Genomic DNA, 18,429 nt, shown 5'->3' on the forward strand with positions numbered 1-18,429 from the left:
TACATAATTTATATTACGTAAAATATTTTCTGAAGAAGAGGTGCAGTTTTATGACAGATAAATTTGCAGAATTTCTAAAAATCGCGTCTCAACTGAACAAGATGGGAATTGTTCCACTGCTGATGGGCTCCTTGGGGCTGGAGCAGGTTACTGGTCAGGACTGGCAGGCGCGGGATATTGATATTCATGTTCATGGTGATGAACGTGGCTGGGAAGCACCAGATGAAGAGCGCATTTATGATATGGATAAGATTGAGCCCATGATGGAGCGCTTGGGCTATCGCTTAGTCGATCTGCACGAGCATGAATTTCAAAAAGAAGACTTATCTATTGAATTTGGAGTCATGGAAACCTTGGAGCCATTTTCAGGTGTGCCAATAGCGGAGCTGTCTCGAAAAGAAGTTGAAGGAGTTGAATTTCTACTGCCAACTGTAGAGCAATTTTTAGCTATCTACCGTGCTTCTTCCCAAGATTCTTACCGAAATGAAAATAACAATCATAAGGATTTTGCTAAGATTGTTTACTTGGAGGAGATGTTAAAAGCAAAGTGATTAAGAAAATAATTAGTGTGCTGTTTTCTATTCTCGCATTATTTATTTTTTCAGCATGCAACAACAGTGTAGATCATGATTTAAGTAGTACGGCTATATCAAATATTAGTTCCGTAATAGAAGCTGCAGGACTAGAAGCAGAAGGATACTCGACTGCTGATACTTTTGGCTATCAGGGATTTCCGTTTTACATTGAAGGAAACAAAAAATTTGTTGATGTCTATGTGGATTTTGAAAAAGATTATGTTCAGAAAACTCCAGTCCTCAGATACAACCCGAGACTTAAAGAAGTTGAGAAGAAAATTTTCTTTGGTTTGGCCAAGAAAAAAGTCTATCGTTTAGAAATGGAGTATGTTTCTGGCGATGACAATTATGATAGACTTGAAGAAGCTTACAATAAGTTGCTTCAAAGTGATAGCTTGGCTTCTACATTTTTGAGCGAAGATATGATTAGACAGCTTTATTTAAAAAACTCAATTGAATTGCACTCCTTTGACTCGGGATATTCTTTGGTGCCAAAAGAAGAATATAGTGGCAACCCAGAAACTCATCTTGAAGAGCAAGAGAAAAGGGAAGCAATTTTGAAGAGGGATGTCAAAGAACTAACTCCGTTAATCAAGGACTTAGACCTAAGTAGGGAAAAAAATCTAGTTGAAGATGTGATTGTTCGTAATCGCGATATACTCTTAAAAAGAGTTGCTGACAATCATTCGACTTTTAGTATTCATATAAGCGTTGATATAGAACAAGTACGAAAACAAAACCTACAACTAGCTACTGAAGATATTGACAATTGGACAGACTCTGATTTTGAATACTTACTTGCTCAAATACTTCAAATCGATAAACTACCTAGGAATACAGAAGTGGGCTTTGGCATAAGTTACGAAGACAATAAGCATCTGTATGCTTATAAGTCATTCAGCTTCAATAAACAATGATTTTCGAAAGACATTCAGGAATCCTCCTGTCTGTCTTTTTTACTATCTTTTTGTTATAATGGTCAGAGTGAAAATCTAGAAATATCCAAGGGAGAGTATCATGTCATCATCCTATATCAATGTTATCGGTGCTGGTCTGGCTGGCAGTGAAGCAGCTTACCAGATTGCCAAGCGTGGCATCCCAGTCAAACTCTATGAAATGCGGGGTGTTAAGTCAACTCCTCAACACAAAACTGCGGACTTTGCAGAACTGGTTTGCTCTAACTCTTTGCGAGGAAATGCGCTGACCAATGCAGTCGGTCTGCTCAAGGAAGAAATGCGACGGTTGGACTCGGTTATTTTAAAGTCAGCAGAAGCGACTCGAGTGCCCGCTGGTGGTGCTCTAGCTGTTGATAGAGAAGGCTTTTCGCAGCTAGTGACGGAGCTAGTGACTAACCATCCATTGATTGAGGTCATTCGCGAAGAAATCACAGAAATTCCAGAGGATGCCATCACAGTCATTGCTACGGGACCCTTGACCAGTGATGCTTTAGCAGAAAAAATCCACGCGCTCAATGGAGGCGACGGTTTTTATTTCTACGACGCAGCAGCGCCAATTATTGATGTCAATACCATTGATATAACCAAGGTCTATCTCAAATCCCGTTATGATAAGGGGGAAGCAGCCTACCTTAATGCGCCGATGACCAAGCAAGAATTTATGGATTTCCATGATGCTTTGGTCAATGCCGAAGAAGCACCGCTCAATTCCTTTGAAAAAGAAAAATACTTTGAAGGCTGTATGCCTATTGAAGTAATGGCCAAGCGAGGCATTAAAACCATGCTTTATGGTCCGATGAAGCCTGTAGGTTTAGAATATCCAGATGACTACCAAGGGCCTCGCGATGGAGATTTTAAGACGCCATACGCTGTGGTGCAGCTTCGTCAAGACAATGCGGCAGGTAGTCTTTACAATATCGTTGGCTTCCAAACTCATCTCAAGTGGGGGGAGCAAAAGCGGGTCTTTCAAATGATTCCTGGCCTTGAGAATGCAGAATTTGTCCGCTATGGAGTCATGCACCGTAACTCTTATATGGACTCTCCAAATCTGATGGAACAGACTTTCCGCTCTAAGAAACAGCCAAATCTTTTCTTTGCAGGTCAAATGACTGGAGTTGAAGGCTATGTCGAGTCAGCAGCTTCTGGCCTAGTTGCTGGTATCAATGCCGCTCGACTCTTCAAAGGAGAAGAAGCACTTGTTTTTCCAGAAACAACAGCTATCGGCAGCCTACCACATTATGTTACCCATGCTGACAGCAAGCATTTCCAACCCATGAATGTCAATTTTGGCATTATCAAAGAGCTAGACGGCCCTCGGATTCGTGATAAGAAGGAACGCTATGAGAAAATCGCTGAGCGCGCCTTGCAGGATTTACAGCCTTATTTGGATAAATAATCTATTTTCTATCATTATCTAATAAAAATCATCAAAAAGTTAGGACATCCCTAACTTTTTTGCTTATTTTGTGATATAATAAATAAAAATTTTGAAAATAGAAAGTTTTCTGAAAATGAATAAATCCTATTTTTACCTTGAAATGAAAACACATGAGTTGGTCGTTCCTTATACCAAGCAAAAACGTCGTGTCCGCGTCTTGCTTCCAAAGAACTATAGCCAGGACACAAATAAGACGTATCCGGTCGTTTATTTTCATGACGGCCAAAATGTTCTCTATAGCAAAGAGTCTTTCAGCGGCCATTCGTGGAAAGTCATTCCGACAATCAAACGCAATCCTGATATTGAGAAAATGATTGTCGTAGCTATTGATAACGATGGTCAACGCCGGATGAATGAATACGCAGCTTGGAAGTTCCAAGAGTCTAATATTCCCGGCATTCAGTTTGGCGGCAAGGGAACGGAGTATGCGGAGTTTGTTATGGAAGTCGTTAAGCCTTTTATTGAACAGCATTATCGGACTAAGTCAGATCGGCTGCATACAGCTATGATTGGCTCCTCTCTTGGGGGAAATATCAGCCAGTTTATCGGTGTTGAATATCAAGATCAGATTGGCTGTCTGGGCATCTTTTCATCAGCAAATTGGCTGCATCAGGAAGCCTTTGACCGTTATATTGAGAGAAAAAAACTTCAGGCTGACCAGCGAGTTTTCATTTATGTTGGGACGGAAGAGGCTGATGATACAGATAAGACATTGATGGCTGGCAACATCAAGCAGGCCTATATTGATTCATCGCTCAGCTATTTCCGACAGTTACTTGTATCTGGGGTAGATTTATCCAATATTCAGATTAAGATCCAGTCTGGAGCTATTCACAATGAAATCGCTTGGGCAGAGCACTTGCCAGACTGTTTCCGTTTTATCAGCGAGAAATGGTAATCTAGTCAAACAGTGAGAAAGAGGTAGAAACTATGCATGTAGAATTTTTAAGTCATTGGAGCGGCAACCTAGGCCGTGAAATGTATATCAATCGCTATGGCCATGCTGGACTCCCGATTATAGTCTTCGCATCATCAGGTGGCAGCCACAATGAGTATGCTGACTTCGGTATGATCGAGGCATGCGCTGGCTTTATCGAGGCCGGCAAGATCCAATTTTTCACTCTCAGCAGCGTTGATAGCGAGAGTTGGCTGGCTGACTGGAAGCATCCTCACGACCGAGCGGAAATGCATCGTGCCTATGAGCGATATGTCATCGAGGAAGCTATTCCTTTCGTCAAGCATAAGACGGGCTGGTTTGACCCTATGATGACGACAGGCTGCTCTATGGGAGCTTATCATGCCCTTAATTTCTTCCTGCAGCATCCAGATGTTTTCAATAAAGTGATTGCCCTCAGTGGTGTCTATGATGCACGTTTCTTTGTTGGTGACAATTTGAATGACGAAGTCATTTATCAAAACTCACCAGCTGACTATATCTGGAACCAAAATGATGGCTGGTTTATTGACCGCTATCGACAGGCCGATATTATCGTTTGTACTGGCTTGGGTGACTGGGAGCAGGATGGCCTGCCTTCCTTCTACACGCTGAAAGAAGCTTTTGAGCATAAGAATATTCCAGCTTGGTTTGCCGAATGGGGTCATGATGTTTCCCATGACTGGATTTGGTGGCGTAAGCAAATGCCTTATTTCCTCAATGAACTCAATCTTTAAAGGAGGTTTCCTATGAATTATATCGTTATTTCTCCCTATTATCCACAAAATTTTCAGCAGTTTACAGTGGAGCTGGCTAACAAAGGAATCACTGTTCTGGGAATCGGTCAGGAGCCTTATGACCAGCTAGACCAGCCTTTGAAGGATTCATTGACTGAATACTTTAGAGTAGAAAATCTTGAAAATCTTGACGAAGTAAAAAGAGCGGTGGCCTTTCTCTTCTACAAGCATGGACCTATCGATCGGATTGAGTCACATAATGAATACTGGCTAGAACTGGACGCTGAGTTGCGTGAGCAATTCAATGTATTTGGAGCGAAGCCAAAAGACTTGAAAAAGACCAAGTTCAAATCAGAAATGAAGAAACTCTTTAAAAAAGCAGGCGTTCCAGTCGTACCTGGTCAGATTGTCAATACAGAAGCAGGCGCTGATTTGGCTGTCAAGAAACTTGGTCTGCCTTTGATTGCCAAGCCTGATAATGGAGTGGGGGCAGCTGCGACCTTTAAATTGGAAACAGCAGAAGATGTTGAACGTTTCAAGCAAGAATGGGATCATCAGACAGCTTATTTCTTTGAAAAGTTTGTCCAGTCTGGCGAAATCTGTACTTTTGACGGTTTGGTAGATAAGGACGGTCAGATCGTCTTTTCGACCACCTTTGACTATGCTCATACACCGCTGGATTTGATGATCTATAAGATGGACAATTCCTACTACGTTCTTAAGGATATGGATCCAAAACTGCGTGCTTATGGAGAAGCGATTGTCAAAACCTTCGGCATGAAAGAACGCTTTTTCCATATTGAGTTCTTCCGCGAAGGTGATGATTATGTAGCCATTGAGTACAATAACCGTCCAGCTGGCGGCTTTACCATTGATGTCTATAATTTCGCCCACTCAATCGATCTTTACAGAGGCTATGCAGCGATTGTAGCAGGAGAGCCTTTCCCAGCTGCTCACATGGAGCCACTGTATTGTTTGGCAACCTCGCGCCGTGCATCGACAAACTATGCTTACCCTGAGGCTGACTTGCTGGAGAAATACAGAGATAATTTCAAGGTTAAAAAAGACATGCCAGCCGCTTTTGCAGAGCTGCAAGGTGACTACCTCTATATGCTAACAACACCAAGCCGTGAGCAGATGGAGCAGATGATTGCAGATTTTGCTAAACAGGCGGACTAATCAAAAGCATGCTCTGCTATTATTTTCGTATAACAGTTTCAAAGTAGTAAAAACTACTCTAGCACAAAAAGTTTGTGAAATTTCTATTTTGGCATCGAAAACCAGTTTATCCAATGGATTGACTGGTTTTTCTTTGTGAAATGCAAGTGAGCAAAAGTTTTGACAGTGCTTACAGCTTTAGATAGAATTAAATAGAAGAATTATGCTTAGAAAGGCAAAAAAATGGCAACTTTAGATAAAGATCTTTTGTTAGAGATGTTCCGTAAGATGGAAGAAATCCGTCGCATGGACTTAAAAATTGCTCAACTTGTAAAAAAAGGAAAGGTTCCTGGAATGACTCACTTCTCAGTAGGTGAGGAAGCTGCCAATGTCGGTGCTATGCTGGCCTTGAATGAGGATGATTTGCTGACTTCAAACCACCGGGGGCACGGTCAAGCTATCGCCAAAGGAATCAACCTCAACGAAATGATGGCGGAAATCCTAGGAAAATACACCGGGACCTGTAAAGGAAAAGGTGGCTCTATGCACATTGCTGACCTAGATGCTGGTAACTTAGGTGCCAATGGTATCGTTGGTGGTGGTATGGGAATTGCTGTAGGGGCAGCTCTGACCCAGCAAATGCAGAAGACAGGTAAGATTGTTGTCTGCTTTTTTGGTGATGGTGCTACTAACGAAGGCGTCTTCCACGAAGCAGTCAACATGGCTTCCATCTGGAATCTGCCCGTTATTTTCTATTGTATCAATAATGGCTATGGTATTTCTGCTGATATCAAGAAAATGACCAATGTAGAGCACATCCACGAGCGCAGCGCAGCTTATGGCATTCCTGGTATGTTCATCGAAGATGGAAATAATGTTCTGGATGTTTATGAAGGCTTCCAAAAAGCTGTAGAGCATGTTCGCAGCGGTAAAGGACCTGTCTTGATTGAGAGCGTCACTTATCGTTGGTTGGGACACTCTTCTTCCGACCCAGGTAAATACCGTACTCGTGAAGAAGTAGAAGAATGGAAGAAAAAAGATCCAATCGAAAATCTTCGTAAATACTTGCTGGAAAACAAGATTGCAAGCGAGGAAGAGCTGGAAGCTATCCAAGCTGGAGTCAAAGAAGCAGTAGAAGCATCTGTGAAGTTTGCAGAAGAAAGCCCATTCCCACCGCTTGAATCTGCCTTTGAAGATATTTACGCAGACTAAAGAGAGGAGAAAAAGAAAATGGAAACTAAAACTATGTCTTTTCGTGATACCATCATCCTCGCTATGTCTGAGGAAATGCGTCGCGATGAAAATGTACTCTTGATGGGAGAAGATGTCGGAGTCTTTGGTGGAGATTTCGGAACATCTGTTGGTATGCTGGAAGAGTTCGGGCCAGAGCGTGTACGTGACTGTCCGATTTCAGAAGCAGCTATTTCTGGAGCAGCAGCTGGAGCAGCTATGACAGGGCTGCGTCCAATCGTAGACATGACCTTTATGGACTTCTCTGTAATCGCCATGGATGCTATTGTCAACCAAGCCGCTAAAACGCGCTATATGTTTGGCGGAAAAGGGCAGGTGCCAATGACTGTCCGTTGTGCGGCAGGTAATGGAGTTGGTTCTGCAGCTCAGCACTCGCAGTCTTTGGAATCTTGGTTTACCCACATTCCAGGACTTAAGGTAGTCGCTCCAGGAACTCCTGCTGATATGAAGGGGCTCCTTAAGGCTTCTATCCGAGACAACAACCCAGTCATTATCCTGGAATACAAGTCTGAATTTAACCAAAAAGGTGAAGTGCCACTGGATCCTGAGTATGTAATCCCACTTGGTGTTGGTGAAATCAAAAAAGAAGGTACCGATGTAACAGTTGTTACCTACGGAAAAATGCTTCGTCGTGTCATGCAGGCTGCTGAAGAATTAGCAGAAGAGGGTATCTCTGTAGAAGTGGTTGACCCACGTACATTGGTGCCACTTGATAAGGATATTATCATCAATTCTGTTAAGAAGACTGGAAAGGTCGTTTTGGTTAATGATGCCCACAAAACCAGCGGTTTCATTGGTGAAATTTCAGCAATTATTTCTGAGTCTGAAGCATTTGACTATCTAGATGCCCCAATCCGCCGTTGTGCAGGTGAAGACGTGCCAATGCCTTATGCGCAAAACTTGGAAAACGCGATGATTCCGACCGTTGAAAGCATTAAAGACGCTATTCGGAAGACATATCATAAAGAATAAGGTATAATAAAGAAAAGGCTTTCTTATGAATTAGATTACATAAATTATTTTATGTAATCTAATCTTGTGTAGAGGGTCAAAGTAGCTAAAATTTTACTAATTGCAGACAATCGTTATTCGGAGTGATTTTATCCGACGAACGACTTAGTAAGTCTACTAGGTTGGTCGCAGATAGCGGCAACCGTAGTAACTTGAGATACGTTTGTATACAAGTTACTTGTAAAGTTGCAACAGGAGAGAGTCGAATCGATGATATTCGACGAACGACTTAGTAAGTCTACTAGGGTGTCCGCTTGATAGCGGCAACCGTAGTAACTTGAGATACGTTTCGTATCCAAGTTACTTGTAGAGTTGAACATGGGCTAAAAGCTCGAAAAAAAGATAAATCTCCTTGGCTTCATCGAAGCCTGCGTCGATTTCCTATTTTTCAGTCGCTTTTAATGCCCTTAGTATCATAATTAGAATTGGAGAGGTCATGGCTGATGATAAGCTAAGAGCGACTCCTGCAGCTAGAAAGTTAGCGGATGATTTGGGGATCAACCTCTATGATGTTTCTGGCTCAGGCGCAAACGGTCGTGTCCACAAAGAAGACGTGGAAACTTATAAAGATACAAACGTGGTGCGCATTTCACCACTGGCAAAACGAATTGCCCAAGAACACAATATTGCTTGGCAAGAGATTCAAGGAACTGGCCATCGTGGCAAGATTATGAAGAAAGATGTTCTTGCTTTCTTGCCTGAGAATGTTGAGAGCGATACAATCAAATCTCCTGCTCAAATTGAAAAAGCGGAAGAAGTGCCTGATAATGTCACTCCTTATGGTGAGATTGAGCGTATCCCAATGACGCCGATGCGAAAGGTCATTGCTCAGCGGATGGTAGAATCTTACCTGACGGCGCCAACATTCACCCTTAACTATGATGTTGATATGACAGAAATGCTGGCCTTGCGTAAAAAAGTGCTGGAACCAATCATGGAAGCAACTGGCAAAAAAGTAACTGTCACAGACCTGCTTTCGCTGGCTGTTGTGAAGACACTGATGAAGCATCCTTACCTCAATTCGACCTTGACAGAGGATGGCAAGACCATTATCACACACAACTATGTCAACCTTTCAATGGCAGTCGGTATGGATAATGGCCTGATGACACCAGTTGTCTATAATGCAGAAAAAATGAGCCTATCAGAGCTTGTAGTAGCCTTTAAAGATGTAATCGGACGTACCTTGGAAGGCAAGTTATCTCCGAGCGAGCTGCAAAACTCAACTTTCACAATCAGTAACTTAGGTATGTTTGGCGTTCAGTCCTTTGGTCCAATTATCAATCAACCAAACTCTGCTATCTTAGGTGTGAGCTCAACAGTGGAAAAACCTGTCGTTGTTAATGGCGAAATTGTTATTCGTCCAATTATGAGTCTGGGCTTGACCATTGACCACCGTGTAGTTGACGGAATGGCTGGAGCTAAGTTTATGAAGGACTTGAAGGCTTTGATTGAAGATCCGATTTCAATGTTGGTATAAGATTTTCTTTGCTAGTTTAAAAAGCAAAGAAACGCTCATCAAGTGAAAAATTAAATTAGAAAAGGAAAGAAAAATGGCTTTAGAAGTAATTATGCCAAAAGCCGGCGTGGATATGACCGAAGGGCAGATTGTCCAATGGAATAAGAAAGTCGGCGAATTTGTCAAAGAAGGGGAAATCCTTCTGGAAATCATGACTGACAAGGTCAGCATGGAATTGGAAGCCGAAGAAGATGGCTATCTGATTGCTATTCTCAAAGGTGACGGAGAAACTGTTCCAGTAACGGAAGTCATCGGTTACTTGGGAGAAGAAGGAGAAAACATCCCAACCGCTGGCGGCTCTGCTCCTGCGGAAGCACCAGCTCCTACAACAGCGGCAGTAAGTACAGATGATGATAAGAATGATGATGCTTACGATATCGTTGTTATCGGTGGCGGACCTGCAGGTTATGTAGCGGCTATCAAAGCAGCCCAGCTGGGTGGCAAGATTGCCTTGGTTGAGAAGTCTGAGCTCGGCGGAACCTGCTTGAATCGTGGTTGTATCCCTACAAAGACTTACCTGCACAATGCTGAAATCATTGAAAGCCTTGGTCACGCTGCTAACCGTGGTATCATCATCGAAAACCCAAGCTTCACAGTAGACATGGACAAGGTCCTGGAAACCAAAAACAAGGTTGTCAATACACTCGTTGGCGGTGTTGCTGGCCTTCTTCGCAGCTATGGCGTAGATGTTCATAAGGGAATTGGTACCATTACTAAAGACAAGAATGTTCTTGTAAACGGCAGCGAGCTGCTAGAAACAAAGAAGATTATCTTGGCTGGTGGTTCAAAAGTCAGCAAGATCAATGTTCCTGGTATGGAATCATCTCTTGTTATGACCAGTGATGATATTTTGGAAATGAACGAAGTGCCAGAAAATCTGGTTATTATCGGCGGTGGTGTTGTCGGTATTGAGCTTGGACAAGCCTTCATGACATTTGGCTCAAAAGTTACCGTTATCGAAATGATGGACCGCATCGTACCCGCTATGGATGCGGAAGTTTCTAAAAACCTTCGCCTCATCTTGGAGCGCAAGGGCATGACAATCCTGACTGAAACTAAGTTAGAAGAAATCATCGAAGAAAATGGAAAACTTCGTATCAAGGTAGAAGGAAAAGAAGATATTGTTGCAGATAAGGCTCTGCTATCTATCGGACGTGTGCCAGACCTAGAAGGTATTGGCGAGGTTGAGTTCGAACTGGATCGTGGCCGTATCAAGGTCAATGAGTACATGGAAACTTCTGTTCCAGGTATTTACGCACCAGGTGATATCAATGGTACTAAGATGCTGGCTCATGCAGCCTTCCGTATGGGTGAAGTTGCTGCTGAAAATGCGCTGAAAGGTAATCACCATGTTGCTAAACTCAATCTGACGCCTGCAGCTATTTACACCCTGCCAGAAGTAGCAGCAGTTGGTTTGACAGAAGAGCAAGCTCGTGAGAAATACGATGTAGCAATCGGTAAGTTCAACTTCGCTGCTAACGGCCGCGCCATTGCTTCAGATGCAGCTCAAGGTTTCGTTAAAGTCATTGCCGACAAGAAGTACGGTGAAGTGCTCGGTGTCCATATCATTGGTCCTGCAGCGGCAGAATTAATCAATGAAGCATCAACCATCATCGAAATGGAAATCACCGTAGAAGAAATGCTTAAGACCATCCATGGTCATCCAACCTTCTCAGAAGTCATGTACGAAGCATTTGCAGACGTACTGGGGTTGGCAGTTCACTCACCTAAGAAAAAATAATTTAAAAGATAGATTAGACTGGGCATAAATCATCGTTCCAGTCTCTATCGTATAAAGAGGTAGCTTATGAAATACATTGTTAACTACTCAAATGATACAGCTTTTAATATTGCACTGGAAGAATATGCTTTCAAACACCTCTTAGACGAGGATGAAATTTTCCTGCTCTGGATTAACAAACCTTCTATCATCGTGGGGCGTCACCAAAATACCATCGAAGAAATCAACCGTGATTATGTTCGTGAGCATGGCATTGAAGTTGTGCGCCGTATCAGCGGCGGCGGAGCTGTTTATCATGATCTGAACAACCTCAACTACACCATTATCTCCAAGGAAAGTGAAGATCGTGCCTTTGACTTCAAGAGTTTTTCTACGCCGGTTATCAACACCTTGGCAGAGCTTGGGGTAAAGGCTGAATTCACTGGCCGTAATGACTTAGAGATTGATGGCAAGAAGTTCTGTGGCAATGCGCAGGCCTATATCAATGGCCGTATCATGCACCATGGTTGCCTGCTCTTTGATGTTGATCTGTCTGTCTTGGCCAATGCGCTTAAGGTTTCTAAAGACAAGTTCGAATCAAAAGGGGTTAAATCTGTCCGTGCACGCGTGACAAATATTGTCAATGAATTGCCAGAAAAGATTACAGTCGAAGAATTCCGTGACCTGCTTCTGGACTACATGAAGAAAGAATATCCAGAAATGACAGAATATGTCTTCTCCGAGAAAGAACTGGAAGAAATCAAGCAAATCAGAGATAGTAAGTTTGGAACTTGGGACTGGAACTACGGTAAATCGCCTGAATACAACGTGCGTCGTGGCACTAAGTTTACCAGCGGTAAGGTAGAAATCTTTGCCAATGTTGTTGAATCTAAGATTCAGGATATCAAAATCTATGGTGACTTCTTTGGTATTGAAGATGTAGCAGCAGTAGAAGATGTGCTTCGCGGTGTTAAATACGAACGCGAAGATGTCCTGAAAGCTCTTGAAACGATTGATATTAGCCGCTACTTTGCTGGAATCAGCAGAGAAGAGATTGCCGAAGCTATCGTCGGTTAAAATATGACATAAAGAAAACCAAGCTCTCGAAGAGTTTGGTTTTTCATGTAAACAATATATTTCAAATCAACAACATTCTTACGTTTCCTTAACCAGCTAGTTTTCTCTAGGCTTTATCTACTAGATATGATAAAATGATAGGGAATCAGAGAAAGAGGTGTCTTGATGCAGAAAGTCCCAGTAGAAAGCCTTGGTCTGTTTGAGCAGTTGGACCGCACAGTTATAGCTTTTTTGAAGAAAAAACCATCTCCTAATCCAGACAACTTTTATGTTAGCATATCTGCAGAAGATTATGAGAAAAAGAAAGAAGAATTTGAAAAATCAGGCTATCAAGCCGTGGAATTGCCGCTTGGCATGGCGTTAGATAATGTTATTCAGCAACCTTCTTTCCAAAACCTAGTCATTGGTGGGCTCTACATGGTAGATGTCTTCGTTCCCAAGGAAGATCTGCTGCCCTTAAAGGATCTTGTTGACAGCTTTTGCATCATGTTTGCAGCAGCTAATAATCGAATAGAAAATATCAAGGCTTACGATCTGATGAAGAGTAAGACGGTCTATTTTATCGGAAAACTCTTCACGGATAATCCTCAACCAGGCGATGAAGTTAGCTTCGAAGGGTTGAATAGAGAGACAGCAGAAGGCTCCTACGAAGCGGTCAAATGTTTCCTAACTAGAGAAAGCGCTGAAAAGTACAACTCCAAGAATCGACCTGTCACAGCAGCAAACCTAGAACATCTCAAGCACTTCTGGGGGAAACCGCTGATTGTCGAGCCGCACCGGAATTATTGGATTGAGTTTTTATAAGAATATAAAAGAAAGAGCGAAAATCTAGTTTAGATGCTTCGCTCTTTTGTTGTTATTGTCGACCTATAAATTACATATTTTAAATTATGTAATTTATAGTTTGTCCAAAGCGTTCTTTTGTTCATCATTGACAATGTGGGTGTAGAGGTCCGTTACCTGAGTGCTAGCATGCCCTAGCTGATGACTGACAAGAACTTGAGATTTGGTTGCATCGTATAAACGTGTAGCAAGCGTATGGCGGAGTTTGTGAGGCGTCACTCGCACCTTGAAGTCTTCAGAGTACTTGGCCACCATTTTTTCGACACTAGAAGCGTCGATTCGATTAGGAGTGCCACGGTATTCAGTCAAAAAGAAGGCTGTATCTGTCTTTTCGACCTTGTATCGCTTACTCCGAATGCTCAAATACTCTTCTAAATAGGGTTTGGCAAAAGCAGCGACGTTGACAGAGTCCCTTTTTCCACCTTTTCTAGTCACTTCGATGACCATCATCTTGAGATTCATGTCTTTTAGATCCAGATTAATAGCTTCAGACAGACGAACACCAGAGGCTAGCAGCAAGGCAATAATGGCTAGATCACGTTCCTTGTTCTTGTTGAAGGAGGACAGAGCTCGATTAGAGAGTTTCTTGGGGTACTCCGTATCAATATACTGGAGAAATTCTTCCGTCTCATCCCCTAAAAAGAGCTTCTGCTTAATATTCTCTGCACGAGCAGCCAGAGTTTCCTTTTTCTTCTTAGTAGCAACCTTTTTCATCACATTTCGATAGAAGTAGGGCTCACCCTGCTCGTTTTCCACTTCCTCCGTTAAATATTTGTATAAGCTGGACAAAGCTGAAAGAGTCCGGTTGATGGTTGTCTGGGAAACACCGTTTTGGCTCGTATTAGCGTTTAGAAGCGGACGCTCACGCAGATAAAGAATAAAGGCCTCCATGTCTTTCTTGGTCATATTTTCCAAGACCGAGAGAGGGATCTCAGCAATATGCGAAGCATCTGTGATACCAGATTCTAGCACCCAGTTAAAAAAGCGATCATATTCTTTGAGATATTCGTATAAGGTTGTAAAACTATAAGGCACCGCCAGCTTAGACTGGTAATATTCTAAAATGTACCAGGGCATAGTAGCCTTGAGTTTATCAATTCTTTCTAATAACAGTTCACGTCTCATCACATTTCTCCGTTTTTTCTATAAGAGTAGTATAGCATATCTAGATATATTTTTCAAGAAAATTATAGTTTTTCGGAAAGATGATAGAGGTAAGTTATAGTTTAACAAAAATTTTTTTTTGAGCAAAAAATGTACTTTATTCCCGCGAAAACTAAATCTTTCGCATACTTAAATTCTGTACATTATCTACTTGAAAACTAAAAATACAATCTTTTAAAATAATGTACTTTATAAAAATCTATGATAAAAAAACAAGTTCAAATTTGAACTTGTTTTTAAATTTTCCTATAAGGGACAAAATGTTCTCTTTTTCGTCTACGCCCTTTACAAAACATGCATGGCTCGATAGATCGTTTTATATTTGCAATCTTATCTACGATAGCCATTCTATAACGATGCTCTGGATTGTTCTTACAAATCCACCAAAATCTTAATTTCGTACTATTTGTGATTCTTTCTGGATCTCCTAGAATAAGATTATTAAGGTAGTCCCACTCATTCATTAAATCTTCAAAAGAGATATTATCTTGTCTTTCTTTTAATTCTGCACAAAATGGACACATTTCTTTAAGATCTTTTGTCTCGGAACTTAAATACTTATTTAATATAATGCTGAAGCGCTCATGAAATTCAAAGTTACATTCTTTGCAGAGCCATAAATAGAACCTTTTTTCAGTTAATAATGGAACAAAACTATCTATAGGGACTTTATTATTTGGTGCCCACAATTTTGCTAGTTCAGGGTATAAGTAATCAAATGTATTAAACCCCTTCAGGGGCTTATCATTGTTGCAGTAAGGACAACACTGAGAAACTTCTCTTCGAATTGGGATAGAACATAAATATGTCCCATGACACTTTGAACAATCCCACCAATATTTTTTGGTCTCAATTGTTGTCTGAGCTAAATGAATAGGAATATTATTTTTATCACTCCATTCTTTAATCAGCTTTGGCTCTTTAAGGAAAATATTATTTTTAAATACCTCAGTCCTCCAGTCACATTGATTAGGACATGTTTGAAAGTTTTGATTTTCTAAATCAGTTCGACTGATCATTTCGGCTGGGCTACATTGAAAGTTGATTTTACAACAAGGACAAACCCAACTAACTACATTATTTGACTTAAACCAATATTCGGAAAAATCCCTTTCATTACTGAGGTCCCAAAATTCCCTCAAATAGGGATGTGTTTCGTTTAGTGTATTAAAATCCTGAAGTTTTTCTCTATTTGAACAAAATGGACAAGACCTATCTGTTTTTTCAAATAGAGAACATGAATACTCTCCGTGACAATTCGTACATTCCCATAACACATGAACATTAGATAATACATCAACTTGATTAGGTGTAATATTGTTCCTTTTAGACCACTCCTTGAGCATGGAAGAATTTAAAAAAGATAGAGGAGAAACATCAAAATCTTTATCCAATAACTCTTCAAATGAAGAATGACACTCCGAACAGTAATGACCGCTTCTTTTAATTCGGTTCAATAATCTATCAATAGATAATTCAAATTTGCAATGACACTTATCACATTCCCAATGAATAGGTACTGTTATATTGTAACTCAGCTTCAGTTCGTTAAATTTAAATTTGTTTAAATGATCACTATAGATTTTAGCTAAATTTGGATAGACAGATTTGTAATCGCAATGATAGGTAGTTTCATTGCAACCAAAATGAAATAAATCCCCACTTGTTAGTTGGAATAACCTTTTATTTGTCGCAGAATCTTTCCAACTTAATTGACAAGTCGGACATTTAAAATTGAACTTTCTTTTACTATTGAACGACAAAGTAAGAAGTTTCTCATCTAATTCTTCATCTTGCTCAATGCTGTAGTTTATATAATTTCTGAAATCGGGATAAACCTGAAGAACACTCTCATTTTCATCAATGGAACGTTCACCTAATCCACAATGGGGGCAACACCTAAGATATTCATAACTGTCAAGCTGCACATCAATGATTTTCGCTTCCCAATGGTGTTGACAATAAGGGCAAGACCAATAGGCATATTTTAAACTATTTGACGACAATTTTTTGGGGTCAAGAACATTTCGTTTTTGATCCCAGTACATGTAAATAGCTGGATTATCTTTAACTTTCTTGTTCATTTCTTTCCTCATTTATAATTAGTTTTGCTGTCCAGTAAGTTTTTAATAGAAACCACTTTAGTTGATTTTTGAGGATTTTCTTGTTCAATAAAACCACCAGAATGAAAATCTATTTCTGATTCAGCAGTAATGATATTGTCTACTAGGAAATCCTCACTGATAACCTTTTGAGAATATTTTAGCAATCCCTCTTCTTTTAAAAGCTCATTCGCAATTTCTGGATAGACACTTGTTTTGATTATTTGTAATAGTTTTTGATTCTCATCACTTAACTCATTTTCTCTTTGTAGCTTCTGTTTTAAATCTTCATTAGTTGACTGTAGTTCAGAATTTAAAGCACGTAATTTATCTGCTTCTTGTTTATAGCTAGCCGCAATATTTGCTATTTTCTTATAGTATTGGCTAATTTCCACCAATGCTCTTTTCATAGAACCTGGAGTACGATTTTTTGCTATAAAATTGTCAGGATCTATGGTCTTGTAAGTAATCACAGTCTCATAATTTTCATCTTGATATTTAATTTCACTTTCTTTTAAAAAATCCCTGAATCTTTTATTACGTCTAATGGTTGTATCCGCAACATTTTGATAGCCATGATTCCTCACATAGTCACCGAACCGAGGAATTTTTACCAAGCTTAAATCACAGGAACACTGGGAAATTAAATACTGTTCAAACAAATGAATCAATTCATCATCAGAAATTGATTTCTTTCTAGCCATTAGACTTATTCTCCTCTAAAGATAGTTGTTTAGCATTTAAGTAATCTTGATAGGTATTGCTAACTGTTTTTAATTTCAACAAAGCTTCTCCAATATCTTCAATATGACCTTTCCCTTGCCTAACTTTTCTAATCGCTTCATCTACAACCATAGCTTTTTCATCAACTGACTTTTTAAATGTTTTATCCATTGAAAAATAATCTTTACCTGCTTTACGGTAAAAAGGGCAGCTCGTACAAGCACCTAGTTCTGCATGCTCACTAATAACTTTCAGACAATCTGAATAATCACCTTTCGCAAAGCGGGGTGAGTAACACCGTCCTTTATTTTCTAAAGTGATGTATTGTCCTTGTGCTGTATAAAATGGCTGTCTCTTACTTATGGTGTAATTCGTATTCTTACTCGTTAGTTTACGATACATTTGATAACTACGACATTCAATAAATTGGCTTAAATTTGAAAAATAGTGAGATGAAGTTGTCACATCTTCATGACCAGCTAAAAGCATAGCTGTAACAGGACTAGCCCCTTCTGCAATTAAATTGATCATTGCAATGTGTCTCGTATCCCCAATATGAATCAAATTAATCTCGTTTTCATCTAATCTAGCTGGAAAACTAAAATAATTAACTTGATAACCGTATTTTTGAGAAATAATCTCATTAAAAAAATACCTCAAAATAGTATTGAGATTAGTGTAAGTTAAAAATCGGTTATTAACACCTGTTCGACGACCCCAACGGTTATAATGAGGATCAGTCACAAATAATGTATCTAATTTAGTAGAATTATTATTTTCCGTAAGTTTGAGGTAAGTCTTTATTTCAGAAGCTAATGAATTAGTAATTTCATAAGTATTCAAAGTATAATCTTCAGAAATTTTATGTGCAACAAGTCGATCCCTTCCTTTGATTATATTTCTCCTTAATGTAAGAAAATATTTTCCATCTTTCTCGGTTAAACAGTTTCTTTGTATTAAAAGAAATTCTCTTGGCCTTAAAGGTAAAATTGCTGTAATCTGCCACCAGAGATACAATGGATAATAAAATAGACGTTCTTTCTTAGATAATGTTTGAGACCAATAATCATTTAAAATGTCATTAAAAGTAAAATAGGATTGAAATTGCGCTAATTGTCTTTGCTGTTTTGACCTCTGCTTTTTTTGAAGGTTGATAGTTAATTTATTATCTAATTGCTCCAATAGTTGATTTAGTTGACTATCATCTGAACAGGGAAGATT

At 40.0% G+C, this 18,429-nt stretch carries 16 protein-coding genes; 12 read left to right on the plus strand and 4 right to left on the minus strand.

Translation table 11 applies throughout. The annotated features are described in order from the left end of the window. Window positions 1–50: 50 nt before the first annotated feature. From D8877_RS05770 to D8877_RS05825, 12 genes are all read left to right on the plus strand, one after another. Window positions 51–551: a phosphoribosylanthranilate isomerase gene (locus tag D8877_RS05770; RefSeq protein ID WP_125337476.1), complete on the plus strand. Its 501-nt coding sequence runs from the start codon at window positions 51–53 to the stop codon at window positions 549–551. Next, the gene (locus D8877_RS05775; RefSeq protein ID WP_125337475.1) at window positions 548–1,492 is read left to right on the plus strand and encodes a hypothetical protein; all 945 of its coding nucleotides are present in this window, start codon (window positions 548–550) and stop codon (window positions 1,490–1,492) included. The genes D8877_RS05770 and D8877_RS05775 overlap by 4 nt, the downstream gene beginning before the upstream one ends. 100 nt (window positions 1,493–1,592) lie before the next feature. Beyond that, window positions 1,593–2,927 (plus strand): methylenetetrahydrofolate--tRNA-(uracil(54)-C(5))-methyltransferase (FADH(2)-oxidizing) TrmFO, encoded by a 1,335-nt coding sequence (gene trmFO / locus D8877_RS05780; protein WP_125337474.1) that lies wholly within the window; start codon window positions 1,593–1,595, stop codon window positions 2,925–2,927. 115 nt (window positions 2,928–3,042) lie between these two features. Then, window positions 3,043–3,867, plus strand: coding sequence for an alpha/beta hydrolase (locus D8877_RS05785; RefSeq protein WP_125337473.1), 825 nt, complete (start codon window positions 3,043–3,045; stop codon window positions 3,865–3,867). A gap of 32 nt (window positions 3,868–3,899) precedes the next feature. Then, window positions 3,900–4,640: an esterase family protein gene (locus D8877_RS05790; RefSeq protein WP_125341520.1), complete on the plus strand. Its 741-nt coding sequence runs from the start codon at window positions 3,900–3,902 to the stop codon at window positions 4,638–4,640. A gap of 12 nt (window positions 4,641–4,652) precedes the next feature. Further along, on the plus strand, window positions 4,653–5,819 hold the full coding sequence (locus D8877_RS05795) for an ATP-grasp domain-containing protein (RefSeq protein ID WP_002909733.1): 1,167 nt from the start codon (window positions 4,653–4,655) through the stop codon (window positions 5,817–5,819). A gap of 222 nt (window positions 5,820–6,041) precedes the next feature. Then, window positions 6,042–7,010 (plus strand): thiamine pyrophosphate-dependent dehydrogenase E1 component subunit alpha, encoded by a 969-nt coding sequence (locus tag D8877_RS05800; protein WP_002906568.1) that lies wholly within the window; start codon window positions 6,042–6,044, stop codon window positions 7,008–7,010. Window positions 7,011–7,028: 18 nt separating this feature from the next. Then, window positions 7,029–8,021, plus strand: coding sequence for an alpha-ketoacid dehydrogenase subunit beta (locus D8877_RS05805; RefSeq protein ID WP_002900354.1), 993 nt, complete (start codon window positions 7,029–7,031; stop codon window positions 8,019–8,021). 475 nt (window positions 8,022–8,496) lie between these two features. Next, complete coding sequence (locus tag D8877_RS05810; protein WP_002924687.1) at window positions 8,497–9,540, plus strand: dihydrolipoamide acetyltransferase; 1,044 nt, start codon at window positions 8,497–8,499, stop codon at window positions 9,538–9,540. 73 nt (window positions 9,541–9,613) lie between these two features. Then, window positions 9,614–11,320, plus strand: coding sequence for a dihydrolipoyl dehydrogenase (gene lpdA / locus D8877_RS05815; RefSeq protein ID WP_125337471.1), 1,707 nt, complete (start codon window positions 9,614–9,616; stop codon window positions 11,318–11,320). Between the two features lie 66 nt (window positions 11,321–11,386). Further along, entirely contained in the window at window positions 11,387–12,376 is a 990-nt protein-coding gene (lplA, locus tag D8877_RS05820; protein ID WP_002895497.1) for a lipoate--protein ligase, read from the plus strand. Between the two features lie 165 nt (window positions 12,377–12,541). After that, a complete protein-coding gene (locus D8877_RS05825) occupies window positions 12,542–13,180 on the plus strand; it encodes a hypothetical protein (RefSeq protein ID WP_125341519.1) in 639 nt (212 codons plus the stop codon). A gap of 93 nt (window positions 13,181–13,273) precedes the next feature. Here the strand turns inward: D8877_RS05825 and xerS are convergent, their stop codons facing one another. The 4 genes from xerS to D8877_RS05845 form a co-directional block, all read right to left on the minus strand. Continuing rightward, entirely contained in the window at window positions 13,274–14,344 is a 1,071-nt protein-coding gene (gene xerS, locus D8877_RS05830) for a tyrosine recombinase XerS (protein ID WP_125341518.1), read from the minus strand. Window positions 14,345–14,619: 275 nt separating this feature from the next. Next, entirely contained in the window at window positions 14,620–16,467 is a 1,848-nt protein-coding gene (locus D8877_RS05835) for a zinc-ribbon domain-containing protein (protein WP_082307642.1), read from the minus strand. Between the two features lie 8 nt (window positions 16,468–16,475). Continuing rightward, window positions 16,476–17,189: a hypothetical protein gene (locus D8877_RS05840; RefSeq protein WP_036757412.1), complete on the minus strand. Its 714-nt coding sequence runs from the start codon at window positions 17,187–17,189 to the stop codon at window positions 16,476–16,478. Beyond that, on the minus strand, window positions 17,182–18,429 hold a 1,248-nt coding region (locus D8877_RS05845; protein ID WP_125352675.1), incomplete at its 5' end, for a hypothetical protein. The genes D8877_RS05840 and D8877_RS05845, both read right to left, overlap by 8 nt.

This window comes from Streptococcus sanguinis (genome assembly GCF_003943735.1).
Lineage (GTDB): Bacteria > Bacillota > Bacilli > Lactobacillales > Streptococcaceae > Streptococcus > Streptococcus sanguinis_E.